The sequence below is a fragment of the Crenobacter caeni genome (assembly GCF_010435965.1).
Taxonomy (GTDB): Bacteria; Pseudomonadota; Gammaproteobacteria; order Burkholderiales; family Chromobacteriaceae; genus Craterilacuibacter; species Craterilacuibacter caeni.
This window is the reverse complement of record NZ_JAAGAA010000019.1, coordinates 1-21,956: the sequence shown is the minus strand read 5'-3', so window position 1 is coordinate 21,956 and position 21,956 is coordinate 1. Positions and strand designations below refer to the sequence as shown.

Sequence of the window (21,956 nt, the reverse complement as noted above, 5' to 3'; positions counted from 1 at the left end):
TAAATACCCGTGAAAGTAGAGCCACACTTACAACGCGGCGCGAATGACAGACAACACGTTTTCTGCAACGATCGGGCTCACGCTGTTGCCAATCTGGCGGAAGCTATGCCATTTGGTTTTGTGGAATGCGAACCAATCTGGAAAACCCTGCAGCCGGGCTGCTTCGCGGGGAGTAATCACCCTTGGTTCAACATGATGTATGGGGCGAACTGCTTGATAACTTCCTCTATCGCTCCCCGTTCCAGCTCGGAGCGTCGGGCAAAAACCGCTAGGGTTAAGCCGTACCCCCTTGGAAACAGAATCTTGCTGTCCTGGGGCCAACTTGGCAAATCTTGCAACTACTTCAGGAAGATGTCGCGTGCCCATGCAACCGGAAACTTCAGACTTCTCGAGCAGACGATCTATAGATGTCTGGTGACCAACTCCAGGTGGAACGGCATTTCTAAGATGTTCGGCAAAATGTCCTTTTTGCATGAGATCGACTTTGCGCCATCCACTTGCTTCGGACTGCCAAGCAGGGTCGATAAAAATTGGCAAGCCTTCTAAAGCTCGCCCAACATTCACAATATCAATGTCAGGAGACGGCGCAAATGCTTCTTCATTCAGGGTCATACGTCGTGGATCGTAACCGATGAAGAAAATACGCGTACGGGTTGTTGGTGCACCGTATAGGCTCGCTTTCACTTCTATGGGACCGATGATTGTGTAAGCTTCGCGGACATACGAAAAGGCGGCTTCGCGAATATGGTCATACCGAGGATCTCTGATACCCGGTACATTTTCGGCAACAAAAAAGCGGGGGCGCGTCTCGGCAACAAGTCGGAAAAAGTGTACGAACAAGTCATTGCGCACATCATCGATCTGACGCCGCCCCATAAAACTGAACCCTTGGCAAGGCGGTCCGCCAATCAGCCCATCGAGCCCTCCATCAGAAAGACCGGCAATGGCGAGCAGCTGCCGTCCTGTCAAATTCGCGACACTTTCGGAGGAGTGTTTGGTGTTAGGGAAATTTTTGAGGTGCGTTTCTGTGGCGAACGGGTCGATCTCAACTGCAGCCGAAACACAAAAACCAGCGCGAGCGGCTCCTAGGCTGAGGCCGCCAGCACCGGCAAAGAGATCGATTACGTTTGGTGAATTTGTCATGCCGAATCAATTGTTTTACTAGCATTGAGCGTATCGTACGCTATTTCTGCTTGTGGGTCGATCGCGGCATGTGCTATGCCATGATCATGCTGATGATATCGCTGAGGGCTGTCGGTACACAGAAAATCTCGGTCTTCTCGCACAGTTTGTCAAATTCAGACCAGTTTCTATGTTGCCTTTGTCACTCTCGGCTGACTGACCCAATGACCGTTTAGGCGGACAAGCAACTTTTTGTAAAGAGTGTAATAAAAAATGGCCTCCAAACTTGGAGGCCATCCTTCTCACTGCGTGGGCTGCATGTGAAATTCCAAAAATCTAGAAAAGTGGGAAATATCTAGATATTCGTGGGATCCTACAACCTTAGATGTCGATATTGCGCGCGATCAGCGCGTTGCTTTCGATGAAGGCGCGGCGTGGTTCGACCTGGTCGCCCATCAGCGTGGTGAACACGTCGTCGGCGGCCATCGCGTCTTCGATGCGCACCTTGAGCAGGCGGCGCACGCTCGGGTCCATGGTGGTTTCCCACAACTGTTCCGGGTTCATCTCGCCCAGCCCCTTGTAGCGCTGGATGCCCATGCCCTTGCGCGCCTCGGCGAGCAGCCAGTCCAGCGCGGCGCCGAAGTTGTCCACAGGCTTGACGGTCTCGCCGCGGCGCACGCTGGCGCCGTCGCCCAGCAGGCCGTCGAGCATGGCCGCGGTCTTCTGCAGCTCGGCGTAGTCGGCCGAGTCGAGGAAGCTCTGGTCGAGCACGGTCACCATCACGTTGCCGTGCAGCTTGCGGATCACCTTCAGGAGATACCCGTCGTTCTTCTCGTCGGGCAGCAGCTCGAGGCCGATCTCGTCGGCCGGCACCCGCGCGCGCAGCGCGTCGAGCGCGGCCAGCGCTTCGTGCTCGGTTTCCAGCGACAGCGGGCCGGTGGTGAGCATGGCTTCCAGCACCAGGTGGTCGATCACGCGGCTTTCGCGTTCGATCACGGTGCGCGCGCGCAGGAACTGGCGGGCGATGCGGCCGAGTTCTTCGGCTTCCAAGGGCGCGGCGTCGGCGCGCGGGGTCAGCTCGGCCTTGTCCAGCGCCAGTTGCAGCAGGTACTGGTCGAGTTCGTTCTCGTCCTTCAGGTAGCGTTCCTGCTTGCCGTGCTTGGCCTTGAAGAGCGGCGGCTGCGCGATGTAGATGTGGCCGCGCTCGACCAGCTCCGGCGTCTGCCGGTAGAAGAAGGTCAACAGCAGGGTGCGGATGTGCGCGCCGTCGACGTCCGCGTCGGTCATGATGATCACGCGGTGGTAGCGCAGCTTGTCCGGGTTGTACTCGTCCTTGCCGATGCCGCAGCCCAAAGCCGTGATCAGCGTCGCCACTTCCTGGCTCGCCAGCATCTTGTCGAAGCGCGCGCGCTCGACGTTGAGGATCTTGCCCTTCAGCGGCAGGATGGCCTGGAACTTGCGGTCGCGGCCCTGCTTGGCCGAGCCGCCGGCGGAGTCACCCTCCACCAGGTAGAGTTCGGACATCGCCGGGTCTTTTTCCTGGCAGTCGGCCAGCTTGCCGGGCAGGCCCAGGCCGTCCATCACGCCCTTGCGGCGGGTGATCTCGCGCGCCTTGCGCGCGGCTTCACGCGCGCGGGCGGCTTCGACGATCTTGCCGCAGATGGTCTTGGCGTCGTTCGGGTTTTCCAGCAGGTAGTTCTTCAGCGACTCGCTGATCACCTCGTTGATCACCGGGCCGATTTCGCTGGAGACCAGCTTGTCCTTGGTCTGGCTGGAGAACTTGGGGTCGGGCAGCTTGACCGACAGCACGCAGGTCAGGCCTTCGCGCATGTCGTCGCCGGTGGTGTCGACCTTGGCCTTCTTGGCCGTCTCGCTCTCTTCGATGTAGTGGTTGAGCGTGCGGGTCATCACCTGGCGCAGCGCGGTCAGGTGGGTGCCGCCGTCGCGCTGCGGGATGTTGTTGGTGAAGCACTGTACCGATTCCTGGTACGAGTCGTTCCACTGCATGGCGACTTCGACGCTCATGCCGTCCTTCTCGCCCAGCGCGTAGAACACCTTGGGGTGCAGCACCGACTTGTTGCGGTTCATGTACTCGACAAAGCCCGCCACGCCGCCGGAGAACGCGAAGTTCTCTTCCTTGCCGTTGCGCTTGTCGATCAGGGTGATGGCGACGCCCTGGTTGAGGAAGGACAGTTCGCGGATGCGCTTGGCGAGGATGTCGAAGTGGAATTCGACCAGGCCGAAGATCTCGGTCGACGCCATGAAGTGCACCTGGGTGCCGCGGTGGGTGGTGTGCCCGGTGACGGTCAGCGGTTCCACCGCGTCGCCGTGGCGGAACTCCATCTCGTGCACCTTGCCGTCGCGCCAGATCTTCAGGCGCAGCCAGTCGGACAGCGCGTTGACCACCGACACGCCGACGCCGTGCAGGCCACCGGAGATCTTGTAGCTGTTGTTGTCGAACTTGCCGCCTGCATGCAGGATGGTCATGATGACCTCGGCCGCCGAGCGCCCTTCTTCCGGGTGGATGTCGGTCGGGATGCCGCGGCCGTTGTCTTCCACCGAGATCGAGTTGTCCGGGTGGATGGTGACGCGGATGGTGTCGGCGTGGCCGGCCAGCGCCTCGTCAATGGCGTTGTCGAGCACCTCGAACACCATGTGGTGCAGGCCGGTGCCGTCCTGCGTGTCGCCGATATACATGCCGGGGCGCTTGCGCACCGCGTCCAGTCCCTTGAGGACCTTGATGCTGTCCGCGCCGTATTCCTGTTCACTCATCTGTCTGCTACTCGATTCTCAAAATTCGGGATCAGGGATCCTTGCCGGGGCGCCGTGGCGCCCCGCCGCTGGGCGTGTGCCGCGCCCGTCAGATGCGCATCGGCATCACGATGTACTTGAAGTTGCTGTTGCCCGGGATGGTGAACAGCGCCGAGCGCGCGGCGTCGCCGAACGCCAGCTGCAGCGTGTCCGCCGGCAGGTTGGTCAGCACGTCCAACAGGTAGTTGATGTTGAAGCCGATCTCCAGCGAGTCGCCCTGGAAGGCGATCTCCAACTCTTCCTCGGCCTCTTCCTGCTCGCTGTTGGTACACAGGATGGACATCGCGCCGTTCTTCAGCACCAGGCGCACGCCGCGGAACTTCTCGTTGGCGAGGATGGCGGCGCGCTGTAGCGCGTGCAGGAAGGTCAGCCTCTCGATCAGGAACAGCTTGTCGTTGTCCAGCGGGATCACGCGGTTGTAGTCGGGGAACTTGCCGTCGACCACCTTGCTGATGATCACGGTGGCGCCGAAGCTGAAGCGCACCTGGTTGGACAACAACTCGATGCTGATCGGCTCGTCGCTGTCCTGCAGCAGCTTGTAGAGCTCGAGCACGGTCTTGCGCGGCAGGATCAACTCGCTGCGCGGCAAATCGCCGTCGTGCTCGGCGGCGGCGAAGGCCAGGCGGTGGCCGTCGGTGGACACCAGGCGCACCTGGTTGCCCTCGGTCTGCAGCAACAGGCCGTTCAGGTAGTAACGGATGTCCTGCACCGCCATCGCGAACTGCACCTGCGAGAGCAGGCGCTTGAGGTCGCGCTGCGGCAGGCTGAACACTGCCTGTGGCTGGCTTGCCGCGCTCACCAGCGGGAAGTCGTCCGCCGGCAGCGTCTGCAGGTTGAAGCGGCTCTTGCCGGCCTTCAGCACCAGGCGGCCGCCGTCCAGCGATTCGAGGGTGACCACCGCCTTGTCGGGGATCGCGCGCAGGATGTCCTGCAGCTTCTTGGCCGAGGTGGTCAGCCGGAAGTCTTCGCCCGGTAGCTCATCGGGGCTCGCGGTGGTGATCTGGATTTCCAGGTCGGTGGCGAGGAAGCTCACCACGCCGCCCTTCTTCTCGATCAGCACGTTGGACAGGATGGGCAGCGTGTGGCGTCGCTCGACGATGCCGGTCACGGCCAGCAGGGGCTTCAACAGGGCGTCGCGTTCGGCTTGCAGGATCAGCATGCGGTGGGCTCCCGATTCAGAAACAGGTGGTTAGGTTGGTCAGTTGCGCAGCATCGCGAGCAGCGCTTCGTAATCGTGGGCGATGTCCGCGTCGTTGTTCCGCAACTCGGCGATGGTCTTGCACGCGTGCAGCACCGTCGTGTGGTCGCGGCCGCCGAAGGCGTCGCCGATGTTCGGCAGCGAGAGCTGGGTCAGTTCCTTGGCCAGCGCCATCGCCACCTGCCGCGGCCGCGCGATGTCGCGCGAACGCTTCTTGCTGTGCATGTCGGACAGCTTGATCTTGTAGTACTCGGCGACGGTCTTCTGGATCACGTCGACGGTGACCTGGCGGTTGCCGGCGGCCAGGATGTCCTTCAGCGCTTCCTTCACCAGCTCGAGGGTGATCGGCTGGTTGGTGAAGCGGGCGTAGGCGACCACGCGCTTGAGCGCGCCTTCCAGCTCGCGCACGTTGGAGCGTACGTTCTGCGCGATGAAGAAGGCGACGTTGTTGTCGAGCTTGATGTTGTCGACCTCGGCCTTCTTCATCAGGATCGCCACGCGCATCTCCAGCTCCGGCGGCTGGATCTCGACGGTCAGCCCCCACGAGAAGCGCGAGATCAGCCGCTCTTCCATCCCCTCGATCTGCTTGGGGTAGGTGTCGCAGGTCATGATCACCTGCTTGCCGCCTTCGATCAGCGCGTTGAACGCGTAGAAGAACTCTTCCTGCGTGCGGTTCTTGCCGGCGAAGAACTGGATGTCGTCGATCAGCAAGAGGTCGAGCGAGTGGTAGTAACGCTTGAACTCGTCGAACGCCTTGTGCTGGTACGCGCGCATGATGTCGGCGACGTAGCGCTCGGCGTGGATGTAGCGCACCCGCGCCTGCGGGTTCTTCTGGAACACGTGGTTGCCGATGGCCTGGATCAGGTGGGTCTTGCCGAGGCCGACGCCGCCGTACACGAACAGCGGGTTGTACGCCGGGTCGCCCGGGTTCTCGGCGATCTGCAAGGCCGCCGCGCGCGCGAGCTGGTTGCCCTTGCCGGTGACCAGACTCTCGAAGGTGAACGCCGGATTCAGGCGGGTGCTCTCGTGGTTGCCGATCGCCTTCACCGCAGCCTGCTTGGCCTGCTCGGCGACCGTCGGTGCGGCCGCCTGGGCCGGCGCCGGGCGCGGCGAGGCGGCGCTGACCGACGGCGGGGTGACCGGCTTCATGCCGGCGCCGACGCGCAACTCGACCGGGATCTCGCCGGCCAGCTCGTTGACCAAGCCTTGGATGCGGTCGAGGAAGCGGTCCTTGATGAACTGCAGGATGAACCGGTTGGGCGCGAGCAACACCAGGCCCTCGTCGCCGAGCTCGGCGGCGAGCGGTTTGATCCAGGTGTTGAACTGCTGCGAAGACAGTTCGGCGGCAAGGCGCTCAAGGCACGCCGGCCACAGTTGATCCAGTTCGTTCATTACTCAATCTTGCTTGCCAAACCCGGACGGGCCTGTGGACAGTCCAGGTTGCGAAAGACATGCCGGCCCCGCGGGGCCGGCTCAGGTATTCGGGTACGCGACGCCCGGCGCGACGGGGCCGGGGATCGGCGGCGCCGCGCGGGGTCAGCGGTGCGACCGCGGCGAAGAAGGCGCCAAGCCCACCCATTCTAACGGTTTCCGCACAAGTTATCCACAGGGCTGTCAAAAATAAGTGCTTGACAACAAGGGGGTTTATCGATGTAATCCCGCGTTTATTTCCGTTTCGAAACAGGAATAGCATCATGAAACGCACTTACCAGCCTTCCACGACCCGCCGCAAGCGTACCCACGGCTTCCTCGTCCGCTCCAAGACCCGTGGTGGTCGCGCCGTTCTGGCCGCCCGCCGTGCCAAGGGCCGCAAGCGCCTGTCCGTATAAGGCCTTGGCCTACCACTTTCGCCGTGCGCACCGGCTTTTGAAAACGGATGATTTTTCATCCGTTTTTAGTTTGCGCCAGTCCCGCGGCAATGCCTTCTTCCAGGTCCATATCCGCCCCAACGGGCTGAGCCATGCGAGGCTCGGTCTGGTGGTCGGCAAGAAGGTCGCCAAGCGGGCCAACCGCCGCAATTACATCAAGCGTTCGGTGCGCGAGTGGTTCCGCCTGCATCAGCACGGACTCGGTGGCAACGACTACGTTGTCCGGGCCCGGCAGCCCTTCGTGCGTGAAAATCGTGGCGAGGCAATCACGGCTTTGGCCGCACTCTTTGCTAAACTCACGCGATGTCGCGCCTCCTCGTCCTCCTGATCCGCTTCTACCAGGTCGCCATCAGCCCGTGGCTCGCCCCGCGCTGCCGCTACCTGCCGACCTGTTCGTGTTACGCGATCGAAGCGGTACAGAAGCACGGGGCTTGCAAGGGGGGTTGGCTGGCGGCAAGGCGCATCGCGCGTTGTCACCCGTTCGGTGGCAGCGGCTACGACCCGGTTCCCTGAACTTTCCGGTAAAAGAGAGATGGACTCCAAGAGACTGATCGTATTTATCGTCCTGTCGCTGGCAATCTTGCTCGGCTGGCAGGAATTCTTCGCGCCTCCGCCACCGGCCAAGCCGGCGGCCGTTGCGACCGCTCCCCGTGCCGCCGGTGACGAAACGCCTGCCGCGCCGCAGCCGGCCGAGTCGTCCCGCCTCGACAAGGGCCAGCGCATCATCGTCAACACCGACGTGCTGCGCGCCGAGATCGACACCATGGGCGGCGACCTGCGCGCGCTCGACCTGACCCAGCACGGCCAGACCACCGATTCCACCAAGGACTTCGAGCTGCTGACCGACAAGGGCGGCCGCGTGTACGTCGCGCAGACCGGCCTGTTGTCCGCCGCCGACCCGCAGCTGCCGACCCACAAGACCCTGTTCACCGCCGAGAAGACCGACTACACGCTCTCCGGCGACAAGGTCGAGGTCAAGCTGACCGCGCCGGAAGTGAACGGCGTCAAGGTGAGCAAGGTGTACACCTTCAGCAAGGGCTCCTACCTGATCGATGTGCGCTACGACGTGAGCAACGCCAGCGGCAAGCCGCTGCCGCTGTCGGCTTACTACCGCCTGCTGCGCGACAACCAGTCGCCCGAGGGTGAGAGCTACTTCGCGCACACCTTCACCGGCCCGGCGCTGTACACCTCGGAAGGCAAGTTCCAGAAGGTGTCGTTCGAAGACCTCGACAAGAACAAGGCCAGCTACGTGAAGAACAGCCCGGACGGCTGGGTGGCGATGGTGCAGCACTACTTCTTCTCCGGCTGGATCACCAAGCCGCTGGAAGGCAAGGCGATCTGCGCGAAGGCCGAGGACTGCACGTACGACATCAAGAAGCTGCCGAACGGCCTGTATTCCGCCGGCGTGCTGGTCAACCTGCCGGTGCTGGCCAACGGCGCTTCCGAGTCGATCTCGGTGCCGCTGTACGCCGGCCCGGAAGAGTACGCGACCATCACCAAGCTCGCCGACGGCATGAACTACGTGAAGGACTACGGCTGGGTGTACATCTTCGCCTCGCCGCTGTTCTGGCTGCTGACCAAGCTGCACACGCTGGTGGGTAACTGGGGCTGGGCGATCGTGCTGTTGACCATCCTGGTCAAGGCCGTGTTCTACCCGCTGACCGCCGCCTCGTACCGCTCGATGGCCAAGATGAAGGCGCTGGCGCCGCGTCTGGAAACCATGAAGGCGCAGTACGGCGACGACCGCATGAAGTTCCAGCAGGCGGTCATGGAGATGTACAAGCAGGAGAAGATCAACCCGCTGGGCGGCTGCCTGCCCATCCTGATCCAGATCCCGGTGTTCATCGGCCTCTATTGGGCGCTGCTCGCTTCGGTCGAACTGCGCCAGGCGCCGTGGATCCTGTGGATCCACGACCTGGCCAAGCCGGACCCGTACTACGTGCTGCCGGCGATCATGGCGATCACCATGTTCATCCAGACCTTCCTGAACCCGCCGCCGACCGACCCGGTACAGGCGAAGATGATGAAGATCATGCCGGTCGCGTTCTCGGTGATGTTCTTCTTCTTCCCGGCAGGCCTGGTGCTGTACTGGGTGGTCAACAACGTGCTGTCGATGGCCCAGCAGTACTACATCAACCGCCAGATCGAAAACGCCCGCAAGGCGGCACTGCAGTCGTAAACTGGCTGCAGGCACCCTGGCAAAAGCCCGGCCTCGAGGCCGGGCTTTTTGGCTTTTTGCCCGGGTGCGTTGTCCATCAGCGCACCCCGGCAAGCAGCCGTCCCGCACGGCCCCCACTACGGAAACCGACATGAACCTCAGCTACGCACCTTCGACCATCGCCGCCATCGCGACCGCCCCAGGCCGCGGCGGCGTCGGCGTGATCCGCGTCTCCGGGCGCGACCTGTTGCCGTTCGCGCAGGCGATCAGCGGCGGCAAGACGCCGAAGCCGCGCTACGCGCTCTACACCGACTTCGTCGCCGCCGACGGCAGCGCGCTCGACAACGGGCTCATGCTGTTCTTCCCCGGCCCGAGAAGCTTCACCGGCGAGGACGTGATCGAGCTGCAGGGCCACGGCGGCCCGGTGGTGCTCCGGATGCTGCTCGCGCGCTGCATCGAGCTGGGCGCGCGCCACGCCGAGCCGGGCGAGTTCACCCGCCGCGCCTTCCTCAACGACAAGATGGACCTCGCGCAGGCCGAGAGCGTGGTCGATTTGATCGACGCCGCCTCCGAGACCGCCGCGCGCGGCGCGCTCAAGTCGCTGAAGGGCGCGTTCTCCGGCGAGATTCACCAGCTGGTCGACGAGCTGATCACCCTGCGCATGCTGGTCGAGGCGACGCTCGACTTCCCCGAGGAGGACATCGACTTCCTCAAGGCGGCCGACGCCACCGGCAAGCTTTCCGCGATCCGCCAGCGGCTCTCCCGCGTGCAGGCGACCGCACGGCAGGGCGCGATCCTGCGCGAGGGCATGCACGTGGTGCTGGTCGGCGAGCCCAACGTCGGCAAATCCAGCCTGATGAACGCGCTGGCCGGCGACGAGGTGGCCATCGTCACCGATATCGCCGGCACCACCCGCGACACCGTGCGCGAGGAGATCCTGATCGACGAGGTGCCGGTGCACGTGATCGACACCGCCGGCCTGCGCGACACCGACGACGTGGTCGAGAAGATCGGCATCGAGCGCACCTGGCAGGCGGTCGAGCGCGCCGACGTCGCGCTGGTGCTGGTCGACGGCCGCGAGGGCATCACCGCCAACGTCGAGGCCATCCTCGCGCGGCTGCCGGAGCGGCTGCCGCGCATCTTCGTGTTCAACAAGATCGACCTTGCCGGCGAGGCGCCGCGCCTTGGCGAAGAGGACGGCCACGAGGTGGTTCATCTGTCGGCGGCGACGCACGCCGGCGTCGACCTGCTCAAGGCGCGGCTGTTGGCGCTGATCGGCTTCCAGGGCGACGCCGAGGGCGTGTTCCTCGCCCGCGAGCGTCACCTCGACGCGATCCGCCGCGCCGGCGCCCATCTGGATACCGCCGCCGCCGAGTGGCAGCAGGTGGAGATCTTCGCCGAAGAGCTGCGCCTCGCGCAGAACGCGCTGTCCGAGATCACCGGCGAATTCACGGCGGACGACCTCCTGGGCGTGATCTTCAGCCGTTTCTGTATTGGCAAGTAAGCCGCTGCCTGGCCGCCTGCGCGCTGCCGGATGCCCTGCCCATCGCCCCCGCCAGCCGGGGGTTTTGTTTTTTCCGTCACCTGGCGCCTCGTTCGGGCTGCGCGGCCGTGTGCCGGCCATCGTCTTGCCCGCACTTGACCTGTCTACGGCTTTACACCCTACAGTGCAGCGTTAAGAAGGCGGTGCGGATGCCGGCAGGTGAGGGTCATTCGTGCCGCAATCGTGAAGGAGCTTGCATGTTGCACATTTCGGCGCTGGCCGGGCGGGTCGGGCTGTCGCGCTCCACCTTGCTGTACTACGAGAAGCTCGGTCTGATCCGCGGCCAGCGGCAAGGCAACGGTTACCGCAGCTACGGCGAGCAGGACGTACAGCGGCTGCAGCTGATCCTGAAGTTGCAGGCAGGGGGGCTGACCCTCAAGGAGTGCATCGCCTGCCTGGACGCCCGGATCGACCGGGCACTGCTTGAGCGCCGGTTGCGGCGGCTCGACGAAGAGATCGCCCGCAAGCAGCAGTCGCGCCAGTTGCTGGCCGCGCTGCTGGGCGAGGGGGCGTTGCAGGCGTGGCACGCGGCGGTCGACCAGGTCGCGCCCGACGCCCACCTGGCGTGGTTGATGAAACAAGGCTTCAGCGAGAAGGACGCGTTGAGGCTCAAATGGTTATCGAAAGACATGAACGAACACGAACAATACATGGCCGACTTCATGCAGGTGTTTGCCGCGCTCGATCGCTGGGGGCCGGGGTCCGAGCAGGACACGCTGAGGGCGCTGGCAGCCGTCCCGTTCAAGCCGCAGCGCATCCTGGAGATCGGCTGTGGCAGGGGCATTGCGACCACTGTGCTGGCCACGCATACCTCGGCGCAGATCACCGCGCTGGACAACGAGGCCTCCGCGCTTGTCCGCGTGACGGAGCGTGCCGCCGAGGCGGGCGTCGCCAGCCGGGTGGAAACCGTCTGCACCAGCATGACGGAGATGCCGTTTGCCGCCGGCAGTTTCGACCTGATCTGGTGCGAAGGGAGCGCTTACGTGATGGGCGTGGAGAAGGCACTGGCCCAATGGCAGCGCTTCTTGCGGCCCGGTGGGGTGCTGGTGTTCAGCGACCTCGTCTGGTGCACGGCAACGCCCAGCGCCGACGCGCTTGCTTTCTGGCAAGGCGAATACCCGGACATGCGCGACGCAGGCACCCGCCAGCAACAAGCTAAGGCGGCCGGCTACGACTTGCTGGACAGCTTCGTCCTGAGCGACGAATCGTGGCAGGCGTATGCTGCCCCGCTGCGGGCGCGTGTGGAGCAGTTACGCGGGCCGCTGAAAGATTCTGCGGCGCTGCAAGACCTGACAACAGAGCTTGAAATCTACCGCAAGCACCTTGGCGAGTTTGCCTACCAGATGTTCGTGCTGCGCAAGCCAGCCTGAGTGACCCGGGGCTGGCCGGGGTCGTACCGTCATATTCCGGCTGATGTATCGTTCAGACCGCTTGCCGGTGATTGCCGGAGGCCTCCTGCACCCCCGCCCGCCGGGGGTTTTGCTTGCCTGCCCGCCGTGCACCAGTCTCTTGCGTATGGCATTTCTTGCCTGCCGGATATACCATACCCCCCTATCCTTTTTGAGGGGGTGCCATGAGCCATACCGTGCAGGAAAAAGCCAGGCTGCTGGCGCGGGTGCGTCGCATCCGCGGCCAGGTCGAGGCGCTGGAGCGCGCGCTGGACGCCGACCAGGGCTGCGCCGAAGTGCTGCACCAGATCGCGGCGATCCGCGGCGCGGTCGGCGGCCTGATGGCCGAAGTGCTGGAGGGCCATATCCGTTCCCATATCGCGGACCCGGCGATCGCCAGCGACGCCGAGCGCCAGCAGGGCGCCGACGAGCTGGTCGCCGTGTTGCGCAGCTATATCAAGTGAGCGCCTGATGCAGCCAGAACAGATGTCCCGCTGGATACACGACCATGTGTTTGACAGCGGCAACGCGGCCGCCGAGCGCGGTACGCGCGCTGTGATGTGGATCACGGCGGCGACCATGCTGGTCGAGGTGGCGGCCGGCTGGTGGTTCAACTCGATGGCGCTCTTGGCGGACGGCTGGCACATGAGCTCGCACGCGCTGGCGATCGGCCTGTCGGCGATGGCGTACGCGGCGGCGCGCCGCTACGCGCGCGACCCGCGCTTTGCCTTCGGCACCTGGAAGATCGAGATCCTCGGCGGCTTTGCCAGCGCGATCTTCCTGCTCGGCGTCGCCGCGATGATGGTGGTCGGCTCGGTCGAGCGCATCGTCTCGCCCGAACCCATCCAGTACCGCGAGGCGATCGCGGTGGCAGTGCTCGGGCTGGCGGTGAACGTCGTGTGCGCGCTGATCCTGGGCCGCGCCCACCATCACGGGCACGGCCATGCGCACGGGCATGATCACCACCACCATCATCACGGCCACGATCACCACCACCACGACCTCAACCTGAAGTCGGCGTACGTGCACGTGATCGCCGACGCGGCGACCTCGGTGCTGGCGATCGGCGCGCTGATCGGCGGCTGGCTGTACGGCTGGTCGTGGCTGGACCCGCTGATGGGCATCGTCGGCGCGCTGCTGGTCGGCGTGTGGGCGCGCGGGTTGATCGTCGAGACCGGCAAGGTGCTGCTCGACCGCGAGATGGACCACCCGGTGGTCGACGAGATCCGCGAGGTGGTCGAGGTGGATAGCGGCGCGGGCACGACGCGCATCGTCGACCTGCACGTGTGGCGGGTCGGCCAGGCAGCCTATTCGTGCGCGCTGACGGTGGTGACCCGCGACCCGGCGCTGACGCCGGACGCGGTGCGCGGGCGGCTCGCCGTGCACGAAGAAGTGGTTCACTCGACCATCGAGATCCACCACCTGCCGCACGCGGCCGGCGCCGGCGAAGCAGACGCATGAAGACGCTCGCGCTCTATCTGCTGACCGCGCTGGCCGAGATCGTCGGCTGCTACCTGCCGTGGCTGTGGCTCAGGCAGGGCGGCCCGGCCTGGCTGCTGTTGCCCGCCGCGGCCAGCCTGGCGGCCTTCGCCTGGTTGCTGACGCTGCACGAGGCGGCATCCGGGCGGGTGTACGCCGCGTACGGCGGCGTGTATATCGCGGTCGCGCTGCTGTGGTTGTGGCTGGTCGACGGCGTGCGTCCGTCGCTGTGGGACGTCGCCGGTGTCGCCGTCGCGCTCGCCGGCATGGGGCTGATCGCGTTCCAGCCGCGCTAGCGCCGGCGTGCTTGACCCTGTAGCGGCTTCAGGGTGTTCAATCGGGCCATCATCCGGAAAAACACACACAGGAGAAAGCCATGTCCGCATGCTGTTCCGGCGGCTGTTCGTCGCAGAAGGGGGCGGTCGACCCGCGTTTTCGCAGGGCCTTGTGGATCGCGCTGGTGGTCAACGCGGCGATGTTCGGCGTCGAGGTGTTCGGCGGGCTGCGTGCGGGGTCGGTGTCGCTGCTGGCCGACGCGGTCGACTTCGCCGGCGACGCCGCCAACTACGCGCTGTCGCTGGCGGTGCTGGCTATGGGCATGCTGTGGCGCTCGCGCGCGGCGCTGGTCAAGGGGCTGAGCATGGGCGCGTACGGCGTGTTCGTGCTGGGCAAGACCGCGTGGGCCGCGCTTGCCGGCGTGCCGCCGGAGCCGTTCACCATGGGCGCGATCGCGATGCTGGCGCTGGTCGCCAACGTCAGCGTCGCGCTGTTGCTGTACACGCACCGCGACGGCGACGCCAACATGCGCTCGGTGTGGCTGTGCAGCCGCAACGACGCGATCGTCAACGTCGCGATTGGCGTCGCCGCGCTCGGCGTGTTCGGCAGCGGCAGCGCGTGGCCCGACCTCGCGGTCGCCGTCGCGATCGCCGGTCTCGCCCTGTCGGCCGCGGTCAGCGTGGTGCGCCAGGCGCGTGGTGAACTCGCCGGCCACGCGGCGCACCCTCACCACGCGTAATCCTCCCCCTTTTCCGAGGCCACCCGGGGCATGCCCCGGGTTTTTTCATGTCGCGCGTTATCCCCCTGTCGTTGCAATTGCCGGCTCCGCTGCTAGAACGTGGCTATCTTGCGTGGCCGGATTTCCGTTTACCGGCCGCGCCTTCCGCATGGGTTTTCATCTACCGGCCGTCCTGCCGACGGCCGGCCATCCATCCGTTACAGCTTGTCCGGGAGGATTTATGCACGCACGCAGGAAAATATTGCTGGTTCTGAACGAAGCACTAGCAGGCCGTTCTCACCCCGCCGCCGATGCGCTCGCCCGCATCGAGGATGCGCTGGCCGAGCGCGGTTTCGAGATCGAGGACGCGTACACCATCGCCGATGCCGCGATCCTGCTCAACGAGGCGCAGGACTACGGCGCGCTGGGCTTGTTTGTCGATGCGGCGGCCGATACCGACGCGCTGCAGCGCCACGCGCTGGAACTGGTCAGCCGGGTGCGCGCGCGCAACGCGACCCTGCCGATCTTCCTGATCTCCGACAGCAACGACATCTTCCCGCTGTTGCCGATCGAGGTATTGCAGGAGGTGCGCGAATATATCCACCTCTACTCGGATACGCCGAACTTCATCGCCGAGCGGGTCGAAACCGCGATCGGCCAGTACTACCGCGAACTGCTGCCGGTGTACTTCAGGACGCTGAAGGAATTCACCGAGGCCGGCGACTACTACTGGGACTGCCCGGGACATATGGGCGGCATGGCGTACAAGAAGCACCCGGTCGGCGCCGAGTTCCTGCGCTTTTTCGGCGAGAACATGCTGCGTGCCGATATCGGCGTCGCCACCAGCGAAATGGGCGACTACCTCGAGCACGCCGGGCCGCCGAAAGCGTCCGAGGCACGCGCCGCGCGCGCATTCGGCGCCAAGTGGACGTTCTACAGCGTCGGCGGCTCGTCCACGTCCAACCGCATTGTCGCGCAGGGCGCGATCGGTGCCGACGAGCTGTGTCTGGTCGACCGCAACTGCCACAAGTCGCTGAACCACGGCCTGACGCTGGCGCAGGCGCGTCCGGTCTACCTGCAGCCGACGCGTAACGCCTGGGGCATGATCGGGCCGATCCCGACCGCGCGCCTGGGCAAGGACGCGGTCGCGGCGCTGCTCGCCGACAGCCCGCTGGCCGCCGGCGCAGCAGCGGCCGCACCGAGTTACGCGGTGGTGACCAACTGCACCTACGACGGCTTCTGCTACAACGTCGACGACGTGGTCGGCGCGCTCGGGCAGAGCGTGCCGCGCATCCACTTCGACGAGGCGTGGTACGCGTACGCCAAGTTCCACCCGCTGTACCGCCACCGCTTCGCGATGGGCTACGAGGGCAAGCCGGAAGACGCCCCGACGCTGTTTGCCGTGCAGTCGACGCACAAGATGCTGCCGGCGCTGTCGATGGCGTCGATGATCCACGTCAAGCCCGGCGCACGCGCGCCGCTTAGTTTCCACGACTTCAACGACGCGTTCATGATGCACGGCACCACCTCGCCGTACTACCCGATCATCGCGTCGATCGACGTCGCGGTGTCGATGATGGAGGGCGCGTCCGGCGAGTCGCTGTTGCAGGAGGCGATCGAGGACGCGGTGGCCTTCCGCAAGGCGGTGGTCACCCTCAAGCGCAAGTTCGAGCAGCGGGACGGTGACGCGGCCTGGTTCTTCGACGTGCTGCAGCCGCGCGAGGTGACCGACCCGGCGAACAAGCTTTGCTACCGCTTCGAGGATGCGCCGATGGCGCTGCTCAGCCGCACGCCCGAGTGCTGGCGGCTGGATGCCGATGCGACCTGGCACGGTTTCGCGCGCGAGGATATCGAAGGCACCGACTGCATGCTCGACCCGGTCAAGGTCACCATCACCAGCCCCGGCGTACGCGCCGACGGCCAGACCGAGGCGCGCGGCATCCCCGGCTACGTGCTGACCAAGTTCCTCGACAGCCGCCATACCGAGATTGCGCGTACCGGCGACTACACCCTGCTGATCCTGTTCTCGGTCGGCACCACCAAGGGCAAGTGGGGCGCGCTGCTGGAGAGCCTGCTCGACTTCAAGCGCCTGTACGACGAGGGGGCGACCGTGGCCGAGGCGATTCCGGACCTGGCGCAGGCGCATCCGCAGTACGCGCAGATGACGCTCAAGGCGCTGTGCGACGCGATGCACGGCCAGATGAGCGAGCTTGCGCTCCTGTCCAAGCTGGACGCCGCGGTCAGCGTCACGCCGGAACCGGTGCTGACGCCGGCCGCCGCCTTCCAGCAGGTGGTGCGCTACCGCGCCGAGCCGGTCAAGGTCGACGATTTTGCCGGCCGCATCGCCGCCAGCATGCTGGTGCCGTACCCGCCGGGGATTCCGCTATTGATGCCGGGTGAGCGGGTGCCGGCCGGCAGCAACGCCATCGTCGACTACCTGCAGGCGCTGCAGGCCTTCGACCGCCGCTTCCCCGGCTTCGAGCACGAGGTGCACGGCGTCAGCGTCGACGCGGACGGCAACTTCTGGGTGCGCGCGCTGGTGGAAGAGGCGCGGGCGGCCGACAAGTCGGCCGAGGCTGCGCTGACCCGGACCGCGGCCGGCGCCGCCAAGAAGGGCCGCCAGTAAGCGGCCACCATCCGCCGGCCAGGCGGGACAGCGCGTTCCGCCGCGGCCGGCGTCTTTACGGGAGCAAGCACTATGTCTGACAAACAGAACAGCGGTGGCGGTGACGCGCCGCAGGCCAAGCTCGGCTTCTTCGCGATGATCGCGGTGGTGGTCGGCTCCATGCTCGGCGGCGGCGTGTACAGCCTGCCGCAGAACATGGCGCAGTCCTCGGCCATCGGACCGGTGATCGTCGCCTGGGTCATCGCCGGCGTTGGCGTCTATTTCATCGCCAACACCTTCCGCATCCTGGCCGATACCCGGCCGGACCTGCAGGCGGGTATTTATATGTACGCCCGCGAAGGGTTCGGCCCCTTCATCGGCTTCATCTCGGCGTGGGGCTACTGGCTGATGGCCGCGTTCGGCAACGTCGCCTTCGCGGTGATCCTGATGGACGCGTTCAACTATTTCTTCCCCGGCGTGTTCACCGGCGGCAATAACCTGAACTCGATCATCTTCGGTTCGATCCTGATCTGGGCGTACAACTTCCTGGTGCTCTCCGGCGTGCGGGTGTCCGGCATCGTCAACACCGTCGGTACGGTCGCCAAGATCGTCCCGCTGGTGCTGTTCATCCTGATCGTCGGCTTCATGCTGAGCCCGGACCTGATGTTCAGCAACTTCTGGGGGCACTCGTCGCCCGACAAGGCGCTGGAACTCGGTTCGATCACCTCGCAGGTGATGGCGCCGATGATCGTCGCACTATGGGCCTTTATCGGGGTCGAAGGGGCGGTGGTGCTGTCCGGCCGCGCCAGGAACAAGGCCGACGTCGGCAAGGCGACGCTGATCGGCTTTATCGTCGCGCTGGTGGTGTACGTGCTGCTGTCGGTGCTGCCGTTCGGCATTGCCCCGCAGCATGTGCTGACCAAGGTCGCCAACCCGTCGACCGCCGGCGTGCTGCAGATGGTGGTCGGGCAATGGGGCGAATGGCTGATGAACGTCGGCCTGATCGTTTCGGTGCTGGCCGGTTGGCTGGCGTGGACCATGTTGTGTGCGGAAATTCCGTGGGCGGCCGGTGTCAACGGTACCTTTCCCAAGGCGTTTGCCCGCAACAACAAGAACGACGCGCCGTCGGTCTCGTTGTGGGTCAGCAGTTTCATCATGCAGGCGGCGATGCTGCTGGTGTACTTCTCCAATAACGCGTGGAACACCATGCTGAGCATCACCACGGTGATGGTGCTGCCATCCTACCTGGCGGCCACCCTGTTCCTGGTCAAGATGGCGCGGGACGGCGAATTCGTGAAATACGCCGGCAGCAGCAAGAACCTGACCCAGGCGCTGGCCAGCGGGGTGATCGGCACCATCTTCGGCCTGTTCATCCTGTACGCCGGCGGCCTGCAGTATGTGGCGATGATCCCGCTGTTCCTGACGGTGGGGGTTCCGCTGTATGTATGGTCGCGCCGCGAGCATGACCCGCACGGCGCGGTGTTCGCCGGGCGGGACAAGCTGTACCTGATCGTGCTGCTGGCGCTGGACGTGCTGGTGCTCGCGCTGTGGGCGGCCGGGGTGATCAAGCTGTAAGTGTTGCCGGAGGGTGACCGGCGCAGGGCGCTCCCGTCAGGGGCGCCCTGTTTTTGTTGTTGGCATTGGCTGCGCCGCGCAAGGTATGATCTTGTCAAAACGATGTCGCCCAGGCGCCAATAACATGATCAGAACCAGACCCTTGCTGTGGGGCATGCTGCTGCTGGCGGCCGGTGCGCAGGCCGAAGGCCGCCCGCTGACGCTGGCCTACAACGTCTTCCCGCCGTGGAAGGTGGTCAACGCCGCCGGCGAGCCGGCCGGCCCGTATACCGAGATCGTCCGCGAGCTCGCGCGGCGGGTGAAGCAGCCGCTGGCCTTCCTGCCGTGCCCGATCGCGCGCTGCCTCGCCGAGGTCGCCGAGGGACGCGCCGACCTGGTGATCGGCATCCAGAACGCGCCCGACCGCGCGGCCTACCTCGACTTCCTCGAGCCGCCGTTCGCCGCGCCGACCCGCAACGCGCTCTACCTGAAAACGGGCACGCGCACGCCGCTGACCCGTTACGAAGACCTGTACGGCAAGCGCGTCGCGGTCACCCACGGCGCGCGCTACACGCCGGAATTCGACAGCGACCCGCATATCCAGCGCGACCTCAGCCCGAACATCGTCGGCAGCTTCAACAAGCTCTCGGCCGGGCGCGTCGACGTGGTCATCGTCAACGAACTGCACGGTGAAGCGGTCAGCGCGCGCCCGGAATTCGCCGGGCGCGTCGTGCGTGCGCCGCTCGAGCTCTCCGCGGTAGAGCCGCGCAAGGTCGGCCTGGCCAAGCGCTCGCCCTACCATGCGCTCAAGCCCAGGCTGGAAGCCGCGCTGGCCAGCATGGTGCGCGACGGCACGGTGAACCGCCTGCTCGCCCGCGTCGAGGACTAGAACAGCTCCGGCCGGTCGCTGCACACCATGTCGACCCCGAGTGCGGTAAGCCTAGCCGCCTCGCGCGGGTCGTTCACCGTCCACGCCATCAGCGCGTAGCCGGCGTCCTTGAGCGCCGCCGCGCGCGCCGGTGTCAGCGCCTGCCACGGCAGGTGCAGCGCGCGCACCCCAAGCGCGGCCGCCTGTGCGGCCGCGTTGTCCTCCCACTTCTCCAGCAGCAGCGCGCGCGGTAGCGTTGGCGCTGCCTGCGCGGCCGCCTGCAGCGCGTCTGGCGAGAACGACGACAACAGCGGCGGTAGCGGCGCGTGCCGCCACAGCCGCTCGGCTGCCAGGGCGACCTGCCGGCCGGTTTCCGCATCCCGCCCCGGGCAGGGCTTGATTTCCAGGTTGGGGACGACGCCCAGTTGCAGACAGGCGTCGGCCAGAGCGGCGAGCGTCGGCAGCGGTTCGCCGGCGAACGCGCGGTGATGGCGGCATCCGGCGTCCAGCGCCTGCAGCGCGGCCCAGGGCTGCGTGGCCGCAGGGCCGTGGCCGTCGGTGGTGCGTTCTAGCGTGTCGTCGTGCAGCAGGAAGGGCACGCCGTCGGCCGACAGCTTGACGTCGCACTCGACCGCGCGTACACCGAGCCGGGCGGCCAGGCGCAGGCCGGCGAGCGTGTTTTCCGGCGCCAGCGCGCCGCCCAGCCGGTGCGCGAACAAGCTGGGGTAGGGCCAGGGTGAGGGTGGCAAGCGGAAGTCTCCTGTCTGCTTAGGGTGTTACCCCGATGCGCAGCGGCACGGGGGACGGCTACACTGTGTTTTTTGTGCAACGCACCATGTTTGACGATGCATGGTGCTTGCGCCGGATGCGCAGGGTATCTGATCCTGATCACAGCGTGGCTGCCGGAGATTGCTTAATCTCCTGCCCCTTGCGTCGGGCGACGCAACTTTGCCACGCGCGATGTCGCTTTTGTATAAAACAATTGCGCAGATCTAACAATCGTGGAATAAATGAATTTCAAACGCTCGTTCTAATCGGTGCCGGACGGGTGTGCCAGTTTTTAGCTCTATCGTTCAATACCATCCTGAAAGGAAGACCATGATCATTGCCATTGTCCGCGAACTTGCGGACACGCGGGTCGCGGCGACGCCGGAGACGGTCAAGAAGTACGTCGGCCTCGGCCACAGTGTCGTCGTCGAGACAGGGGCAGGCCTTGCCTCGGCCGTGCCCGACGCGGCCTATGTCGACGCCGGCGCGACCATCGCCGCGAGCCGCGCCGCGGCGCTCTCGCAGGGCGACATCGTGCTCGCCGTGCGCGCGCCCGACGAAGCGGCGATCGCCGAAATGAAGGAGGGCGCGGTGCTGGTGGCCCAGCTCGCGCCGTACCAGAACACTACCTTCCCGGCGCTGGCCGCCAAAAAGGTGTCGGCGTTCGCCATGGAGCTCTTGCCGCGCACCACCCGCGCGCAGTCGATGGACGTGCTCTCCAGCCAGAACAACATCGCCGGCTACAAGGCGGTGCTGCTGGCGACGCATTACTACCCGCGCTTCATGCCGATGCTGATGACCGCGGCCGGCACCGTGAAGCCGGCGCGCGTGCTGATCATGGGCGTCGGCGTGGCCGGCCTGCAGGCGATTGCCACCGCCAAGCGTCTGGGTGCGGTGGTCGAGGCGACTGACGTGCGTCCGTCGACCAAGGAGCAGGTCGAATCGTTGGGCGGCAAGTTCATCGAAGTGCCGATGACCGACGAAGAGAAAGCGGCCAACGACGGCGTGTACGCCAAGGAAATGTCCGACGACTACAAGCGCCGCCAGGCCGAGCTGGTCGCCAAGCACGCCAAGGCGGCCGACATCATCATCACCACCGCCCTGATCCCGGGCCGTCCCGCGCCGCGCCTGATCGGCGAGGAAGTGGTCGCCGCGATGAAGCCCGGTTCGGTGATCATCGACATCGCAGCCGAAGCCGGCGGCAACTGCGCGCTGACCCGTGCCGGCGAAGTGGTGCAGACCGACAACGGCGTGACGGTGGTGGGCCTTGCCAACCTGCCGGGCATGGTCGCGGCCGACGCCTCCGCCCTGTACTCGAAGAACCTGCTGACTTTCCTCTCGCTGATGCTCAGCAAGGAAGGCTTCAAGCTGGACCTGGAAGACGAGCTGATCGCGGCGACGCTGGTGACCCACCAGGGCGAAGTGCGCTTCGGAAAATAAGGAAGGAAGACAAATGGTTGACCCGTTTATCAGCAGTTTCACCATCTTCGTGCTGGCGGTGTTCGTCGGTTACCACGTGGTGTGGAACGTCACCCCGGCGCTGCACACCCCGCTGATGGCCGTGACCAACGCCATCTCCGGCATCATCATCGTCGGCGCC

General features: G+C 65.3%; 20 protein-coding genes. 15 read left to right on the top strand and 5 right to left on the bottom strand.

Going from position 1 to position 21,956, the window contains the following annotated elements:
* Positions 1-27: 27 nt before the first annotated feature.
* From GZH52_RS15920 to dnaA, 4 genes are all read right to left on the bottom strand, one after another.
* Positions 28-1,143: a DNA cytosine methyltransferase gene (locus tag GZH52_RS15920; protein ID WP_163317928.1), complete on the bottom strand. Its 1,116-nt coding sequence runs from the start codon at positions 1,141-1,143 to the stop codon at positions 28-30.
* A 360-nt stretch (positions 1,144-1,503) separates the two neighbouring features.
* Positions 1,504-3,894 (bottom strand): DNA topoisomerase (ATP-hydrolyzing) subunit B, encoded by a 2,391-nt coding sequence (gyrB, locus tag GZH52_RS15915; protein ID WP_163317927.1) that lies wholly within the window; start codon positions 3,892-3,894, stop codon positions 1,504-1,506.
* 88 nt (positions 3,895-3,982) lie between these two features.
* Positions 3,983-5,092, bottom strand: coding sequence for a DNA polymerase III subunit beta (dnaN, locus tag GZH52_RS15910; protein WP_163317926.1), 1,110 nt, complete (start codon positions 5,090-5,092; stop codon positions 3,983-3,985).
* Between the two features lie 39 nt (positions 5,093-5,131).
* Positions 5,132-6,523, bottom strand: a complete 1,392-nt coding sequence (gene dnaA, locus GZH52_RS15905; RefSeq protein WP_163317925.1) for a chromosomal replication initiator protein DnaA — start codon at positions 6,521-6,523, stop codon at positions 5,132-5,134.
* Between the two features lie 302 nt (positions 6,524-6,825).
* Here dnaA and rpmH point away from each other — a divergent pair, with 302 nt between their 5' ends.
* From rpmH to GZH52_RS15840, 13 genes are all read left to right on the top strand, one after another.
* Positions 6,826-6,960, top strand: a complete 135-nt coding sequence (gene rpmH, locus GZH52_RS15900) for a 50S ribosomal protein L34 (RefSeq protein ID WP_136554387.1) — start codon at positions 6,826-6,828, stop codon at positions 6,958-6,960.
* Between the two features lie 4 nt (positions 6,961-6,964).
* On the top strand, positions 6,965-7,327 hold the full coding sequence (gene rnpA / locus GZH52_RS15895; RefSeq protein WP_163317924.1) for a ribonuclease P protein component: 363 nt from the start codon (positions 6,965-6,967) through the stop codon (positions 7,325-7,327).
* On the top strand, positions 7,303-7,512 hold the full coding sequence (gene yidD / locus GZH52_RS15890) for a membrane protein insertion efficiency factor YidD (protein ID WP_136554383.1): 210 nt from the start codon (positions 7,303-7,305) through the stop codon (positions 7,510-7,512). Before rnpA ends, yidD begins: the two co-directional genes overlap by 25 nt.
* Positions 7,513-7,531: 19 nt before the next feature.
* Positions 7,532-9,178, top strand: a complete 1,647-nt coding sequence (gene yidC, locus GZH52_RS15885; RefSeq protein WP_163317923.1) for a membrane protein insertase YidC — start codon at positions 7,532-7,534, stop codon at positions 9,176-9,178.
* Between the two features lie 130 nt (positions 9,179-9,308).
* A complete protein-coding gene (mnmE, locus tag GZH52_RS15880; protein WP_163317922.1) occupies positions 9,309-10,661 on the top strand; it encodes a tRNA uridine-5-carboxymethylaminomethyl(34) synthesis GTPase MnmE in 1,353 nt (450 codons plus the stop codon).
* A 236-nt stretch (positions 10,662-10,897) separates the two neighbouring features.
* Complete coding sequence (locus tag GZH52_RS15875) at positions 10,898-12,070, top strand: MerR family transcriptional regulator (RefSeq protein WP_163317921.1); 1,173 nt, start codon at positions 10,898-10,900, stop codon at positions 12,068-12,070.
* 203 nt (positions 12,071-12,273) lie between these two features.
* Positions 12,274-12,552 carry a metal/formaldehyde-sensitive transcriptional repressor gene (locus GZH52_RS15870; protein WP_163317920.1) on the top strand — a complete coding sequence of 93 codons (279 nt, stop codon included), beginning with the start codon at positions 12,274-12,276 and terminating at the stop codon, positions 12,550-12,552.
* A gap of 22 nt (positions 12,553-12,574) precedes the next feature.
* Positions 12,575-13,549, top strand: coding sequence for a CDF family Co(II)/Ni(II) efflux transporter DmeF (dmeF, locus tag GZH52_RS15865; protein ID WP_239058155.1), 975 nt, complete (start codon positions 12,575-12,577; stop codon positions 13,547-13,549).
* The gene (locus GZH52_RS15860) at positions 13,546-13,863 is read left to right on the top strand and encodes a YnfA family protein (RefSeq protein WP_163317918.1); all 318 of its coding nucleotides are present in this window, start codon (positions 13,546-13,548) and stop codon (positions 13,861-13,863) included. Before dmeF ends, GZH52_RS15860 begins: the two co-directional genes overlap by 4 nt.
* A gap of 80 nt (positions 13,864-13,943) precedes the next feature.
* A complete protein-coding gene (locus GZH52_RS15855) occupies positions 13,944-14,582 on the top strand; it encodes a cation efflux transmembrane domain-containing protein (protein ID WP_163317917.1) in 639 nt (212 codons plus the stop codon).
* Between the two features lie 241 nt (positions 14,583-14,823).
* The gene (locus GZH52_RS15850; RefSeq protein WP_203525809.1) at positions 14,824-17,187 is read left to right on the top strand and encodes an Orn/Lys/Arg family decarboxylase; all 2,364 of its coding nucleotides are present in this window, start codon (positions 14,824-14,826) and stop codon (positions 17,185-17,187) included.
* Positions 17,188-17,259: 72 nt separating this feature from the next.
* Positions 17,260-18,741, top strand: coding sequence for a basic amino acid/polyamine antiporter (locus GZH52_RS15845; RefSeq protein ID WP_163317915.1), 1,482 nt, complete (start codon positions 17,260-17,262; stop codon positions 18,739-18,741).
* Between the two features lie 124 nt (positions 18,742-18,865).
* Entirely contained in the window at positions 18,866-19,609 is a 744-nt protein-coding gene (locus GZH52_RS15840) for a substrate-binding periplasmic protein (protein WP_163317914.1), read from the top strand.
* Here GZH52_RS15840 and ugpQ read toward each other — a convergent pair.
* Positions 19,606-20,337, bottom strand: a complete 732-nt coding sequence (gene ugpQ, locus GZH52_RS15835) for a glycerophosphodiester phosphodiesterase (RefSeq protein WP_163317913.1) — start codon at positions 20,335-20,337, stop codon at positions 19,606-19,608. The two genes, GZH52_RS15840 and ugpQ, sit on opposite strands and share 4 nt — an antisense overlap.
* A 349-nt stretch (positions 20,338-20,686) precedes the next feature.
* Between ugpQ and GZH52_RS15830 the strand changes: the two genes are divergently transcribed.
* Together GZH52_RS15830 and GZH52_RS15825 are read left to right on the top strand one after the other, a co-directional pair.
* Positions 20,687-21,796, top strand: coding sequence for a Re/Si-specific NAD(P)(+) transhydrogenase subunit alpha (locus tag GZH52_RS15830; RefSeq protein ID WP_163317912.1), 1,110 nt, complete (start codon positions 20,687-20,689; stop codon positions 21,794-21,796).
* Positions 21,797-21,809: 13 nt separating this feature from the next.
* Positions 21,810-21,956, top strand: a 147-nt coding sequence (locus GZH52_RS15825; RefSeq protein WP_203525678.1) for a proton-translocating transhydrogenase family protein, incomplete at its 3' end; no start/stop codon positions are given.